Origin of the sequence: Pseudothioclava alba (genome assembly GCF_033100795.1) — a bacterium.
Classification (GTDB): Bacteria; Pseudomonadota; Alphaproteobacteria; order Rhodobacterales; family Rhodobacteraceae; genus Pseudothioclava.
Window position 1 is genome coordinate 251,107 of the sequence record NZ_JAWLVI010000001.1, and the last position, 13,093, is coordinate 264,199.

The following is a 13,093-nucleotide window of genomic DNA, read 5'->3' on the forward strand; positions in this document are numbered from 1 at the left end:
GGTTACTCCTTGCGGCCCGTGACGACGTCGATGTCAGGCGCATCCACCGCCTTCATGCCGACAACGTGATAGCCCGCATCAACGTGCAGGTTTTCGCCCGTCGTGCCAGAGCCGAGATCCGACAAGAGGTAAAGCGCGGCCTTACCGACCTCTTCTTGCGTGACGTTGCGGCGCAGCGGCGAGTTCAGCTCGTTCCACTTCATGATATAGCGGAAGTCACCGATGCCCGACGCGGCAAGCGTCTTGATCGGGCCAGCCGAGATCGCGTTGCAGCGGATGCCGTCCTTGCCCAGATCCTCGGCGATATATTTCACCGACGCTTCAAGCGCCGCCTTGGCCACACCCATCACGTTATAATGCGGCATGACCTGCTCGGCGCCGTAATAGGTCAGCGTCAAAAGCGAGCCGCCCTCGGACATCAGGCGCGAGGCGCGCGCGCAAACTGCGGTGAAGGAATAGACAGAGATGTCCATCGTCATCGCGAAATTGCTGCGCGAGGTATCGACATAGCGCCCGCGAAGCTCGGCCTTGTCCGAGAAGCCGATCGCATGGACGAGGAAGTCGATCTTGCCCCAGCGTTTCTCGATTTCCGCAAACAGCGCATCCATCGACTCGCCGTCCGACACATCGCATTCGACCAGGAAATCCGATCCAAGCTGCGCAGCCAGCGGCTCGACGCGTTTTTTCAGCGCATCGCCCTGATACGAAAAGGCAAGCTCGGCGCCCGCATCGGCAAGCGTTTTCGCGATCCCCCAGGCAATAGATTTGTCATTCGCAAGGCCCATAATAAGGCCGCGTTTGCCCGCCATCAGGTTGTTCGACATGAAACTTCCCCGTTTCCCTAAAGTAAGTGCGAAAGCTTTAAGGGAAAGCGCGGGGCGCATCAAGACTTCGGTTCATGAGGCGCAGGCGTTCTTCGCTCTGGCCTGATCCGCGCGGGCGGCCTATCTATGGCACAACCAAGGAGGCACCAATGAGCGACAGAACCGGTATTTTCGCAGGCAGTGACCCGTTCCGCATCGCGCAAGACTGGCTGGATGCGGCCAGCGAGACCGAGATCAACGATCCGAACGCAATTGCGCTGGCCACGGTCGATGCGCAGGGGATGCCCAATGCGCGCATGGTTCTGCTGAAAGAGATCGAGCATATCGACGCACCCTCGGGCGGGGCGTTTGTCTTCTATACGAATTACGGTTCTGCCAAGGCGCAAGAGATCGACCACGCGGGCAAGGCCGCATTCGTGATGCATTGGAAAAGCCAGCGCCGTCAGCTGCGGGTGCGCGGGATTTGCGAAAAAGAGGAGGGGCCGCAGGCGGATGCCTATTATGCCTCCCGCTCGCTGAAATCACGTCTGGGGGCGTGGGCCTCGCATCAAAGCCAGCCGCTGTCTTCGCGCGCGTCACTGATGGCGGAGGTCGCGAAAGTCACCGCAAAGCAGGGGCCGAACCCGTCGCGCCCGCCGTTCTGGGGCGGCATCAGGATCACGCCCCTGGAAATCGAGTTCTGGGCAGACGGGGCGTTCCGGTTGCACGACCGCTTCCGCTGGAGCCGCGAAACGTCAACTGACCAATGGGTTATTTCGCGCCTGAACCCCTGACACTTTCCGGTTCTTTCGTATATTTCACGCTTCGTGAAACGAAGAGGTAAGGAAAACCTTACTTTTCCTCTTGATCCTTTCCGATATGGTGTGACACTGAAAGCGTAGTGATGTGAGCGCGGCCGGGGGGCGACGGACGGGCGCGCTGTTTGAATGGGAAATAGGCATGCAACAAGATTTGCATAAGCTCGTGAAAGTCGTCGGTCGGGTGAAATGGTTCGACCCGGTCAAAGGATTCGGATTTATCATCGACCCCGAAGGTGGGTCTGACATCCTGCTTCACGCAAATGTGCTACGCAACTTCGGCCAGTCGTCGGTTGCGGATAACTCTCTGATCGAAGTGATGTCTCAGGCGACTGCGCGTGGTGTGCAGGCGGTCGAGGTTCTGTCGATCGAACCGCCCGAGGCAGATCAGCTCGCGCCGATTGAATCGCTTGCGGAAACCGATCTCGAGGAAATTCTCGCGTTGCCGCTGGAGCCGGCGCGGGTGAAGTGGTTCGAGAAGAGCAAGGGCTTTGGCTTTGCCAATGTGTTCTCGCGCTCGGAAGATGTGTTCATTCATATGGAAGTGTTGCGCCGCTCCGGTTTTGCCGATCTGGCTCCGGGCGAGGCGGTGAGCCTTAGGGTTGTAGATGGTAAGCGCGGCCGCATGGCTGCACAGGTGTTGTCTTGGGATTCGGCGCTGCGCAGCGAAGACTAAGCGCGGTTGCCGCCGCTTTTGCGGTTGCAGTGGGGCTCTCCGTCGCCCCGCTTTGGGTTGCGAGCGCGGACCAGCTGTCCGTTGCTCCGCCCGCCATCTCTTGTCAGACAGATTATGTGACGCTGCGCTATCCGGCAGGGATAGCGCGCTTCCAGGTCGAACTTGCCCGCACCGAAGAAGAACGCGCACGCGGATTGATGCAGCGCGCGAAACTCCCGCGGCTGTCGGGAATGCTGTTTGTCTATCCGGACGAAAAGCCGCGCGCGTTCTGGATGAAGAACACGATCATCCCCCTCGACATCCTGTTTTTCGATGCGCGCGGTGTGCTGGTCGGGATGCAGGAAAACGCGCGCCCCTTCGATCTGACGCCGCTGCCGTCCGGGGCGCCGGCGCGGTTTGTGCTTGAGATCAACGGCGGTCTGGCGAAGCAATTGCGCATCACCAAGGGGGCCGCGTTTGCGCATCCAGAGGTCTCCGCCGAAACGGCTGCGATTGCGTGCGAATGAGGGCTTTCCCTTGCCCCGCTGTTTCGTATAGAGAGGGCGCACCGTCGGGGCGTAGCGCAGCCTGGTAGCGCGACTGTTTTGGGTACAGTAGGTCGTGAGTTCGAATCTCGCCGCCCCGACCATTCTCCTTCTATCGCTATATATAGTGTATCCGCGCGGCAAGTTTGCTGATCTGTGGTGCAGATTCGTCCCCGAGTCGCCGCGCATAGTGGGTGTGCCTAAAATTTGGGCATTCATGGCGGGTGTCTTAAGTATATCTCGGGTGCGCCCTTCGGTCACTCCTGCCAGATGCGGGTGTTTCGGGCTGTCTGTGGATAGTCTTGCGGAGAAAACAGGTCCGCAGCGCAGCAGTGCCTTGTAGATAAAGGGATTTGGGATGCGGCTGTGCAGCATCTATCCACAGGGCGCAATGTGGAGGAATCGAAGTGTTAATAAAGCCTTTTCAACCCCCGAAAGCGTCAACAAAAAAATCAGGGTTTCCGGCGTCAAAGATTTGTTGACCACGTTTGCAACCTACGTCAGGTTGTGTCTCGTCAGCCGTGAAGCCACCAGATATAGTGGCGATGGCGGGCGCGGGACATAGCCAGTCAAACAGCCGATTCCTCGATCACTCCGGCTCTCCTCGATTTTCGGGGCTGGTTTTCCTGTGCCTGCCGTCCACGGCCCAAGTTGATTTAAAGTTATGGGACTGGGCAGATGAAAATCGAACGCAAGTTCACCTCGGCAAAATCCGCAGCTTATGGCGAGATCGAATTTACCACCACCGTTTCGGAAATCCGCAATCCTGACGGCAAGATCGTCTTCCGCAACGAGGCCGTCGAGGTGCCGAAAGGCTGGAGCCAGGTGGCGTCCGATGTGCTCGCCCAGAAATACTTCCGCAAAGCGGGCATTCCGGCGGCGGTGAAGAAGGTGCGTGAAAAGGGCGTGCCCGAGTTCCTGTGGCGCTCGGTCCCTGACGAAGACATCCTGGCCAAACTTCCCGAGGACGAACGGTTCGGCGGCGAAACCTCGGCCAAGCAGGTGTTCGACCGTCTGGCGGGCGCTTGGGCCTATTGGGGCTGGAAGGGCGGCTATTTCTCCACCGAGACCGATGCGCGCGCCTATTATGACGAGATGCGCTTCATGCTGGCCGAGCAGATGGCCGCGCCGAACTCTCCGCAATGGTTCAACACCGGCCTGCACTGGGCCTATGGCATCGACGGCCCGTCGCAGGGGCATTACTACGTCGATTTCAAAACCGGCAAGCTGACGAAATCGGCCTCGGCCTATGAACACCCGCAGCCGCACGCCTGCTTTATCCAGTCGGTGCGCGATGATCTGGTGGGGCAGGGCGGCATCATGGACCTGTGGGTGCGTGAGGCACGCCTGTTCAAATATGGCTCGGGCACAGGCACCAACTTCTCGTCGCTGCGCGCGGATGGCGAGGCGCTCTCGGGGGGCGGTAAATCGTCGGGCCTGATGGGCTTTTTGAAAATCGGTGACCGTGCGGCGGGCGCGATCAAGTCGGGCGGCACCACGCGCCGGGCGGCCAAGATGGTGATCATTGACATGGATCACCCCGACATCGAGGAATTCGTCAACTGGAAGGTCATCGAAGAGCAGAAGGTCGCCTCACTGGTGGCTGGCTCGAAGATGCACGAGCGCGAGCTGAACAAGATTTTCGAGGCAATCCGCGCCTTTGACGGCTCGGACGAGGGCTCGGTCGATCCGGCAAAGAACCCTGCGCTGAAAGAGGCGATCCGTAGCGCAAAACGCTCGATGATCCCCGAGACCTATGTCAACCGTGTGCTGCAATACGCCCGCCAAGGCTATGCCAGCATCGAGTTTCCGACCTATGACACCGACTGGGATTCGAACGCTTATGTCACCGTGTCGGGCCAGAACTCGAACAACTCGGTGCGGGTGACCAATGCGTTCCTCAAGGCGGTCAAGGACGATGCCGATTGGGAGCTGATCCGCCGCACCGACGGCAAGGTCGCGAAAACCGTGAAGGCGCGCGAGCTGTGGGATCAGGTGGGCCATGCCGCCTGGGCCTGCGCCGATCCGGGCATCCAGTTCCACGATACCGTCAACCAGTGGCACACCTGCCCCGAGGATGGCGAGATCCGCGGCTCGAACCCGTGCTCGGAATATATGTTCCTTGATGACACGGCCTGTAACCTTGCCTCGATGAACCTGCTGACCTTCTTCAAGGACGGTAAGTTCGACGCCGAAAGCTATATGCATGCGACGCGGCTTTGGACGGTGACGCTGGAAATCTCGGTGACGATGGCGCAGTTCCCCTCCGAGGAAATCGCGCAGCGGTCCTATGATTTCCGCACGCTTGGCCTTGGCTATGCGAATATCGGCGGCCTGTTGATGAACATGGGGCTGGGGTATGACTCGGACGAGGGGCGCGCGTTGTGCGGCGCGCTGACTGCTCTCATGACGGGCGTGTCCTATGCGACATCGGCCGAGATGGCGGCAGAGCTTGGCGCCTTCCCGGGCTATGCGAAAAACGCCAACCACATGCTGCGCGTGATCCGCAACCACCGTGCCGCGGCCCTTGCGCAGACCTCGGGCTACGAGGGGCTGGACGTGCTGCCGGTGCCGCTTGACCACGAAAACTGCCCCGATCCGGCTCTGGTTGAACTGGCCAAGGACGCCTGGACCGAGGCGCTGGAGCTTGGCCAGAAGCACGGCTACCGCAACGCGCAGGTCTCGGTGATCGCGCCGACGGGCACCATCGGCCTTGTGATGGACTGCGACACCACCGGCATCGAGCCGGACTTCGCGCTGGTGAAGTTCAAGAAACTTGCTGGCGGCGGCTATTTCAAGATCATCAACCGCTCGGTTCCGGGCGCGCTTGAGGCGCTAGGCTATGGCTCGGCACAGATCGAAGAGATCATCTCCTATGCGGTCGGCCATGCCTCGATCGGCAATTGCCCCGCCATCAACACCACCGCGCTGATCGGCCACGGCTTCGGCCCGCGCGAGCTGGAGAAGATCGACGCGGCGCTGCCGACTGCCTTTGACATCCGCTTCGTGTTCAACCAGTGGACCTTGGGCGAGGAGTTCTGCACCAAAACGCTGGGAATTCCGGCCGAAAAGCTGAACGATCCGAGCTTCGACATGCTGCGCCATCTTGGCTTCACCAAGGCGCAGATCGACGCGGCCAACGACCATGTTTGCGGCACGATGACGCTGGAAGGCGCGCCGCATCTGGACCCCGCGCATCTGACCGTGTTCGATTGCGCCAACCCCTGCGGCAAGAAGGGCAAGCGTTACCTGTCGGTCAACAGCCACATCACCATGATGGCGGCGGCGCAAAGCTTCATCTCGGGCGCGATTTCCAAAACGATCAATATGCCGAACTCGGCCACGATCGAGGAAACGCTGGCGGCCTATGAGCTGTCGTGGTCGCTCGGCATCAAGGCGAATGCGCTGTATCGTGACGGCTCGAAGCTGTCGCAGCCGCTCGCTTCGGCACTGATCGAGGATGATGAAGAGGCCGAGGAAATCCTTGCCACCGGCACGCCGCAGGAAAAGGCGCAGGTGCTGGCCGAGAAGATCATCGAGAAGGTGATCGTCAAGGAATTCGTCCGCAGCCACCGCGAAAAGCTGCCCTCGCGCCGCAAGGGCTATACGCAAAAGGCGGTTGTGGGGGGGCACAAGGTCTATCTGCGCACCGGCGAATACGATGACGGCGCGCTTGGCGAGATCTTCATCGACATGCACAAAGAGGGCGCGGGCTTCCGTGCGATGATGAACAACTTCGCCATCGCAGTTTCGGTGGGCCTGCAATACGGCGTGCCGCTGGAAGAGTTCGTTGACGCTTTCACCTTCACCAAGTTCGAACCCGCCGGCATGGTGCAGGGCAATGACTCGGTCAAGAACGCGACCTCGATCCTTGACTATGTGTTCCGCGAGCTGGCGATTTCCTACCTCGATCGCACCGATCTGGCGCATGTCAAACCGCAAGGCGCGTCGTTCGACGATCTGGGCGGCGGCAAGGACGAGGGCAAGCGCAACGTCGAGGCGCCAAGCGAGGCGGCCGCGTCGAAGTCGCTTGAGGTGCTGCGTCAGATTTCCTCGACCGGCTATCTGCGCAAGCGCCTGCCGCAAGAGCTTGTGGTGCTGCAAGGCGGGGCAGGGGCTGTGGCCTTCGGGGGCGCGGCCGATCCGGTGACGGCGCTCAATACGCTGGTGCCCGAGACCGCGAAAGCGGCAGCGGCTTGCTCGACCTCGGTCGCCTCGGGGGCTGTGACGATGGACGCGCGCACCAAGGCCAAGATGCAGGGCTATGAGGGCGAGGCCTGCGGCGATTGCGGCAATTACACGCTGGTGCGCAACGGCACCTGCATGAAGTGCAACACCTGCGGCGCGACGTCTGGGTGCAGCTAAGGGATCGGGCCTGCGCGCAGACCCGCGGGCCATAAGGAAAGGAGGCTCCCGATGGAGCTTATTGTCGGAAACAAGCGCGTGCAGCCGATGGCGATGCAACGGATCCCCGGCGGGATCGAGGCAGAGCTTGCGGGCGAGGCGCTGGCCTCGGTGATTGACGCGACCTTCGGGGGCGCCTCGATCGAGGTCTGGGGCGGTGATCTGGATCGCCGTCCGCTGGATGTGACCGACATCCGGATGCAGGGCGCCAGCACCACGGTGACGCTGCTTTGCGCGGGCGAGCCCGTGCGCCTGAACTAAAGGGATCGGGGGCGGGTGCGCTCGTCCCGGACGTCGAGAAGGCCCAGGCAAAGAATGGCTCGGGCGGTCAATGAATGAGCCTGATCGACGAGACTGGCCCCCTTCTTTCCGAAGGGGGCCTTTTTCTTTAGCCGAAGACAGAGGTCAGGGCGCTATCGACGGCTTCGGTGATCTGGTCGATGTCGTCGGGCGTCGAGATCAGTGCGGGGCTGAAGCACAGCGTATTGTTGAACCCCGTAAGCGAGCGGTTGGTGATGCCGATCAGCACGCCGCGCGCGGCCGCCTCGGCCACGACCTTTTGGCCAAGCGCTTCGGGGATCGGCTCTTTGCTGGTGCGGTCGGTTACAAGCTCGGCGCCCGCAAACAGCCCCGCGCCCCGCACATCACCGATGACGCGGTGCTTTTCCATCAGCCCGCGCAGGTTGTCGGTGATCCGCGCACCCATCGCCTTGGTGTTTGCAAGCAACCCCTCGTCCTCGATGATGCGCATGTTCTCGATCGCGGCGGCGGGGCCGGCAGTGCAACCGCCAAAGGTCGAGATGTCGCGGAAGTAGCTCAGCCGGTCCGAGGCGTCCTTGAACTGCTCGAACACGGCTTCGGTTGTCACCGTGCACGAAATCGCCGCATAGCCCGAGGCCACGCCCTTGGCCATCGTCACGAAATCGGGTTTGATGCCGTAGTTCTGATAGCCGAACCATTCGCCCGTGCGCCCCATGCCGCAGACGACCTCGTCGATATGCAGCAGAATGTCATACTTGCGGCAGATCTCTTGCACGCGCTCCCAATAGCCCTTGGGCGGGGTGATCACGCCGCCGCCCGCAGTGACGGGTTCGAGGCACAAAAGGCCGACGGTATCCGGGCCTTCGCGCAGGATGACCTCTTCGATCGCATCCGCCGCGCGCTGACCGTAGTCTTCGACATCCCATTGCTTGCGATATTCCAGACAGTGCGGCACCTCGACAAAGCCATCGGTGAAGGGACCGTATTGCAGCGCGCGCTCGGGCTGGCCGCAGGCGGCAAGGGTGGCGATGGTCGCACCGTGGTAGTCGCGCTCGCGGAACAGGATTTTCGACTTCTTCCCGCCGTGCAGCCGCGCCGAAATCTGGCGCACCATCTTGAACACCTTCTCGTTCGCCTCGGACCCCGAGTTCGCATAGTAGACGCGGCTCAGCCCCGGCATTTTCTCCAACAGGCGCTCGGCAAAGATCGCGCCCGGAATGGAACCCGCGCTTTGCGCGAAATAGGGCAGCTCGATCAGCTGGTCGCGCACGGCGTTGGCGATACTCTCGCGCCCGTAGCCCACGTTTACCGTCCAGACCCCACCCGAAACCGCGTCCAGAAACTCTTTCCCATGCTGGTCCCAGACCCGCATCCCCTTGCCACGCACGATGATCCGCGGGTCGCTTGTCTCAAGCGATTTGTGTTGCAAAAGGTGATGCCAGACATGGGCGCGGTCGGCCTCGGTCACATGGCGCATATCGTTCGAAAGCATGGGCGAATTCCTTGGGTGATACCGGTTTTCGCTATTTCGCCCTATTCCCCTGAATCAAACAATCCTTTATCTTGTTGGCGTAATGGGTTGAAAAATAATGATGTGATGTTCAGTGTTGCGAATTACTGAACACCCCTAACGGAGGGCGCGATGGAGGTTGATGTTGGCGGGCGGCTGCGGTTGTTGCGGATTGCGCGCGGGGTCTCGCAGCGCGAACTGGCGCGTCGCGTGGGGTTGCCCAATTCGACGATCTCGCTGATTGAATCGGGGCGCACTAATCCGACGATCGGGGCGCTCAAGCGTATTCTGGACGGGCTGCCGGTCGGGCTGGCCGAGTTTTTCGCCTTCGAGCCAGAGGCGCCGCGACGCTATTTCTTTGCCGCCGAAGAGCTGCGCGAGATCGGCAAGGGACGGGTTTCCTATCGGCAGATCGGGGAAAGCGGGGCGGGGCGCGCGCTGCAAATGCTGGACGAGACCTATCAGCCGGGCGCCGACACGGGCCGCACGCCGCTCAGCCATACCGGCGAGGAGGTGGGGCTGGTGCTCTCGGGACGGCTTGAGGTGACGGTGGATGGCAGCCGCAAAGTGCTGGGGCCGGGTGATGCCTATGCGTTCGAAAGCCACCTGCCGCACAGGTTTCGCAATGCGGGCGCAGCCCCCTGCCGCGTGGTTAGCGCCTGCACACCGCCCAGTTTTTAGAACAGCATTCCCCAAAGCAGCGGCAACAAAAGCGCCGTCGCCAGCGCGTTCAGCCCCATCGCCAGCCCCGCAAAAGCGCCCGCCGTTTCGTTCACCTGCAAGGCGCGCGCGGTGCCGATGCCGTGGCTCGCTGTTCCGATGGCAAGACCCCGCGCGCTCCAGTCGGTCACGCCCGCAAGATTCAGCACCATCGGCCCGAACATCGCCCCCAAAATCCCTGTAACAATCACCAGAACGGCGGTGAGCGAGGGCAGCCCGCCCAGTTGTTCAGAGATCGCCATCGCGACGGGGGCAGTGACAGATTTCGGCGCGATGGAGGCAAGGATCTCGGGCGCGCCCCCTGTAACCCACGCCACCCCCACCGCCGAGAGGATCGCGGCCAGCGACCCGCCAAGGAGGCTCGCGATAATCGCCACGGCCGAGCGGCGCACGCGATGCCATTGCCGATAAAGCGGCACCGCCAGCGACACTGTTGCGGGGCCAAGCAGGAAATGCACGAATTGCGCGCCCTGGAAATAGGTGGCGTAATCGGTGCCCGTCAGCGTCAGCACCGCAACGACAACCAGCACGGCCCCGAGAACGGGGTTCAGCCACGGCTTGCGCCCGCCTTTCTCGAACAGCCAGTTCGCGGCCTGAAACGCCAAAAGCGTCAGCGTCAGGTGGAACAGCGGCGAGGCGCTGAGATAAACCCATGTGTCCTGAAGGTTATTCATCGGCATTCCCCTTCGTGAGCCACTGCATCATCTTCGCGGTCACCAGGATCGTCAGGAACGTGCTAACCACAAGCGCAAGCCCGAGGGGAACAAGCGCCTCTCCCAAGGCGCGAAAATGCAGCATGACCCCCGTTCCGGCCGGCACGAACAAAAGCGACATCGCCTTCAAAAGCCCACCCGAGGCCTGATCCAGCCCCTCGGGAACGGATTTACGCAGCAGCAAAAAGATGAATAGCAGCACCATCCCCACAACTGGGCCGGGCAGGGGCAGGCCCAACAGCCGGACCGTCAGTTCGCCAAGTAGCTGGCAGGTGAAAATCAGGGTCAGGTATCCGATCATCGGTTTTGTCCTTCGGTGGCTGTCGCGGAAGTGTCGGTTCTGGTGCGCCCCGATGCAAGGGGCTCTGGCATGATCGCGCTATCTTGCTCTGGTGCGTGGCTGCCACTACTAGGGGCGAGAGAATGACTGCGCGAGGAGGTTCGCTGGTGGAGATCCGCTTTGATCGCGGGCCGGAAGGGTCTGAAGCAGCGGCGTTTGCCGATCCGCTGCGGCTGATCGAGGCCCATCGCATCGAAGAGGTCGCGCCCGCGCTGGCCGCGCTGGATGGCGCGCGCGCCGAGGGGCATTGGGTCGCTGGATATGCCAGCTACGAACTTGGCTATGCGCTGGAGCCGCGTCTGCACGCGCGGATGCCCGAGGGCCGGCGTTTGCCGCTGATCCGCTTTGGGGTATATGCTGGGCCGTCGGTGGCGGCGCAGCTTCCCCCCGCGGGCGGTCATCTTGGTGCATTGGCGCCGCAATGGTTGGGCGAACGTTACGCGCAGGCGTTTGCTGCGGTGCATGATTACATCGGTGCGGGCGATATTTATCAGGCGAACCTCACCTTCCCTGTGACCTGTCAGGCCGAAGGCCCGGTCGAGGCGCTTTATGCGGCGCTTGTCGCGCATCAACCCGTGGGCCACGGCGCGCTGGTGCGTCAGGACGCGGGGCTGCCCGACATCCTTTGCCGCTCTCCCGAGCTGTTCTTTCGTGTGGCCGCGGACCGGATGATCGAGACCCGCCCGATGAAAGGCACGATGCCGCGCGGGCAGACGCCCTCCGAGGATCAGGCGCATCGAGACTGGCTGCAAAATGACGTGAAGAACCGCGCGGAAAACCTTATGATCGTTGATCTTTTGCGCAACGACATAAGCCGCGTGGCGGAAACCGGATCGGTGCATGTGCCCGAACTGTTCCACATTGAAAGCTATCGCACCGTGCACCAGATGACGAGCCTCGTGCGCGCGCGGCTGCGTCCCGACGCGGGGCTGGCGGAGATATTTCAGGCGCTGTTTCCCTGCGGTTCTATCACTGGCGCGCCGAAGCTGCGTGCGATGGAAATTCTGGCCGATCTCGAACCCTTCCCGCGCGAGGTCTATTGCGGCACAATCGGCTGGGCCGCGCCAGACGGGCGCGCCGAATTCAACGTGGCGATCCGCACGCTTCTGGTCGAGAACGGGCAGGGCGTGCTGAATGTGGGCGGCGGCGTGGTCTGGGACAGCACCGCCCCCGCAGAATATGAAGAGGCGCTATGGAAAAGCCGTTTTGCGCAACTATCCCCGACGGAACCCGTCTGATCGAGACCTTCGGCTGGTGGCCGGAGGAGGGCGCACGGCGCTGGCCGTTGCATCTGGCGCGGCTGCGCGCGTCGGCGGCTCGGCTTGGCTTTGCGCTGGATGGGGCGCGGGCAGAGGCGATTGTGGCGGGCATCGAGGCGGACCATCCCTTGCGCTGCCGCCTGACGCTGGATGCGGGCGGCGGGCTTGATCTGACCAGTGCTGCCTTGGGGGCGACGCCTGCGCGCTGGCGGGTGGGGCTGGCTGACGCGCGTCTGAACTCTGGCGACGACTGGCTTGGGGTCAAAACCACGCAGCGCGCGCTTTATGACGCGGCGCGGGCGGCGCTGCCTGCAGGCTTAGACGAGCTGTTTTTCCTCAATGAACGCGGCGAGATATGCGAGGGCACGATCACCTCGGTCTTTGCAGAATTGGCGGAGGGGCGGCGCGTGACGCCTGCGCTGGCGTGCGGGCTTTTGCCCGGTGTGCTGCGCGAAACCCTGCTTCGCGACGGTTGGCAGGAGGGCGTAATTACGCCCGCCGATCTTGCGACCGCGCGGGCGATTTTTGCGGGCAACAGCCTGCGCGGGCTGATTGCGGTGGACTGGCTGGCTTAGCGCGGTGTGCGCATCCGGTCCATCAGGTTGTCCTTCAGCACGAACTGGTGGAACAGCGCGCCGACCACATGCAGCGCCATCAGCGCAAGAAGTAGCACTTTCAGCACGTTATGGGCCGTGGCTGCGATGTCGACATTGCCAAACCACGCCAGCGAGCCGCTGATCGGCATGAGCAGCATCAGCCCGTAAAGCGCCAGTTTCGTCACTTTCGCGATCAGGTTTTGCAGGGCGTTGTCACCGATTTCAGCGGGGATACCCAGCTTGGCTTTCAGGCTGAGGCGCCACAGCGTCAGCAGCAAAACCACCGCGCCGCCCGCGACATGGGCAAGGATCAGCGGGTTGAAGGCGATCTCCTGACCGTCCTTGAAGCTGCGCCAGGCATGGCCGATGGCATCGCCGAAAACATATTGCTGCGCGATCAGCAGAACCGCGACCCAATGCAGAATGATCTGGGTGCGTGAATATCCGGTGGGGGTGGGCATCGGAGCGA

General features: G+C 62.1%; 13 protein-coding genes and 1 tRNA gene. 9 read left to right on the forward strand and 5 right to left on the reverse strand.

The genetic code is table 11. The annotated features are described in order from the left end of the window. Positions 1-2: 2 nt before the first annotated feature. Entirely contained in the window at positions 3-824 is an 822-nt protein-coding gene (gene fabI, locus RYZ20_RS01215; protein WP_317670058.1) for an enoyl-ACP reductase FabI, read from the reverse strand. A gap of 149 nt (positions 825-973) precedes the next feature. Here fabI and pdxH point away from each other — a divergent pair, with 149 nt between their 5' ends. The 6 genes from pdxH to RYZ20_RS01245 all read left to right on the forward strand — a co-directional run bounded on the left by pdxH (position 974) and on the right by RYZ20_RS01245 (position 7,486). Beyond that, on the forward strand, positions 974-1,597 hold the full coding sequence (gene pdxH / locus RYZ20_RS01220; RefSeq protein ID WP_317670059.1) for a pyridoxamine 5'-phosphate oxidase: 624 nt from the start codon (positions 974-976) through the stop codon (positions 1,595-1,597). Positions 1,598-1,763: 166 nt separating this feature from the next. Beyond that, positions 1,764-2,297: a cold-shock protein gene (locus RYZ20_RS01225; protein WP_317670060.1), complete on the forward strand. Its 534-nt coding sequence runs from the start codon at positions 1,764-1,766 to the stop codon at positions 2,295-2,297. 116 nt (positions 2,298-2,413) lie between these two features. Then, positions 2,414-2,803, forward strand: coding sequence for a DUF192 domain-containing protein (locus RYZ20_RS01230; RefSeq protein WP_317670061.1), 390 nt, complete (start codon positions 2,414-2,416; stop codon positions 2,801-2,803). Between the two features lie 45 nt (positions 2,804-2,848). Continuing rightward, positions 2,849-2,925 (forward strand) — tRNA-Pro (locus tag RYZ20_RS01235). A gap of 574 nt (positions 2,926-3,499) precedes the next feature. Next, a complete protein-coding gene (locus RYZ20_RS01240; protein ID WP_317670062.1) occupies positions 3,500-7,186 on the forward strand; it encodes a vitamin B12-dependent ribonucleotide reductase in 3,687 nt (1,228 codons plus the stop codon). A 51-nt stretch (positions 7,187-7,237) separates the two neighbouring features. Continuing rightward, on the forward strand, positions 7,238-7,486 hold the full coding sequence (locus RYZ20_RS01245) for a hypothetical protein (RefSeq protein ID WP_317670063.1): 249 nt from the start codon (positions 7,238-7,240) through the stop codon (positions 7,484-7,486). A 127-nt stretch (positions 7,487-7,613) separates the two neighbouring features. On the opposite strand, the gene RYZ20_RS01250 is transcribed toward RYZ20_RS01245, so the two are convergent. Then, positions 7,614-8,978 (reverse strand): aminotransferase family protein, encoded by a 1,365-nt coding sequence (locus RYZ20_RS01250; protein ID WP_317670064.1) that lies wholly within the window; start codon positions 8,976-8,978, stop codon positions 7,614-7,616. 150 nt (positions 8,979-9,128) lie between these two features. Between RYZ20_RS01250 and RYZ20_RS01255 the strand changes: the two genes are divergently transcribed. Beyond that, entirely contained in the window at positions 9,129-9,677 is a 549-nt protein-coding gene (locus tag RYZ20_RS01255; protein ID WP_317670065.1) for a cupin domain-containing protein, read from the forward strand. Here the strand turns inward: RYZ20_RS01255 and RYZ20_RS01260 are convergent. Both RYZ20_RS01260 and RYZ20_RS01265 read right to left on the reverse strand, forming a co-directional pair. Continuing rightward, the gene (locus RYZ20_RS01260; protein ID WP_317670066.1) at positions 9,674-10,390 is read right to left on the reverse strand and encodes an LrgB family protein; all 717 of its coding nucleotides are present in this window, start codon (positions 10,388-10,390) and stop codon (positions 9,674-9,676) included. The two genes, RYZ20_RS01255 and RYZ20_RS01260, sit on opposite strands and share 4 nt — an antisense overlap. Further along, a complete protein-coding gene (locus tag RYZ20_RS01265) occupies positions 10,383-10,730 on the reverse strand; it encodes a CidA/LrgA family protein (protein WP_317670067.1) in 348 nt (115 codons plus the stop codon). Before RYZ20_RS01265 ends, RYZ20_RS01260 begins: the two co-directional genes overlap by 8 nt. A gap of 146 nt (positions 10,731-10,876) precedes the next feature. On the opposite strand from RYZ20_RS01265, the gene RYZ20_RS01270 reads away from it, so the two are divergent. Together RYZ20_RS01270 and RYZ20_RS01275 are read left to right on the forward strand one after the other, a co-directional pair. Then, on the forward strand, positions 10,877-12,007 hold the full coding sequence (locus RYZ20_RS01270; protein ID WP_317671284.1) for an aminodeoxychorismate synthase component I: 1,131 nt from the start codon (positions 10,877-10,879) through the stop codon (positions 12,005-12,007). Continuing rightward, a complete protein-coding gene (locus tag RYZ20_RS01275) occupies positions 11,962-12,603 on the forward strand; it encodes an aminotransferase class IV family protein (RefSeq protein WP_317670068.1) in 642 nt (213 codons plus the stop codon). Before RYZ20_RS01270 ends, RYZ20_RS01275 begins: the two co-directional genes overlap by 46 nt. Here RYZ20_RS01275 and RYZ20_RS01280 read toward each other — a convergent pair. Continuing rightward, positions 12,600-13,085 carry a cytochrome b gene (locus RYZ20_RS01280; RefSeq protein ID WP_317670069.1) on the reverse strand — a complete coding sequence of 162 codons (486 nt, stop codon included), beginning with the start codon at positions 13,083-13,085 and terminating at the stop codon, positions 12,600-12,602. The genes RYZ20_RS01275 and RYZ20_RS01280 overlap by 4 nt on opposite strands. Between the last annotated feature and the right edge of the window lie 8 nt (positions 13,086-13,093).

Excerpts from the sequence above, each read along its gene's own strand:
- RYZ20_RS01245 (WP_317670063.1), top strand. The coding sequence starts at position 7,238 with ATGGAGCTTATTGTCGGAAACAAGCGCGTGCAGCCGATGGCGATGCAA.
- RYZ20_RS01225 (WP_317670060.1), top strand. The coding sequence starts at position 1,764 with ATGCAACAAGATTTGCATAAGCTCGTGAAAGTCGTCGGTCGGGTGAAA.
- RYZ20_RS01240 (WP_317670062.1), top strand. The coding sequence starts at position 3,500 with ATGAAAATCGAACGCAAGTTCACCTCGGCAAAATCCGCAGCTTATGGC.
- RYZ20_RS01275 (WP_317670068.1), top strand. The coding sequence starts at position 11,962 with ATGGAAAAGCCGTTTTGCGCAACTATCCCCGACGGAACCCGTCTGATC.
- RYZ20_RS01280 (WP_317670069.1), bottom strand. The coding sequence starts at position 13,085 with ATGCCCACCCCCACCGGATATTCACGCACCCAGATCATTCTGCATTGG.
- RYZ20_RS01255 (WP_317670065.1), top strand. The coding sequence starts at position 9,129 with ATGGAGGTTGATGTTGGCGGGCGGCTGCGGTTGTTGCGGATTGCGCGC.
- pdxH (WP_317670059.1), top strand. The coding sequence starts at position 974 with ATGAGCGACAGAACCGGTATTTTCGCAGGCAGTGACCCGTTCCGCATC.
- fabI (WP_317670058.1), bottom strand. The coding sequence starts at position 824 with ATGTCGAACAACCTGATGGCGGGCAAACGCGGCCTTATTATGGGCCTT.
- RYZ20_RS01260 (WP_317670066.1), bottom strand. The coding sequence starts at position 10,390 with ATGAATAACCTTCAGGACACATGGGTTTATCTCAGCGCCTCGCCGCTG.
- RYZ20_RS01265 (WP_317670067.1), bottom strand. The coding sequence starts at position 10,730 with ATGATCGGATACCTGACCCTGATTTTCACCTGCCAGCTACTTGGCGAA.
- RYZ20_RS01250 (WP_317670064.1), bottom strand. The coding sequence starts at position 8,978 with ATGCTTTCGAACGATATGCGCCATGTGACCGAGGCCGACCGCGCCCAT.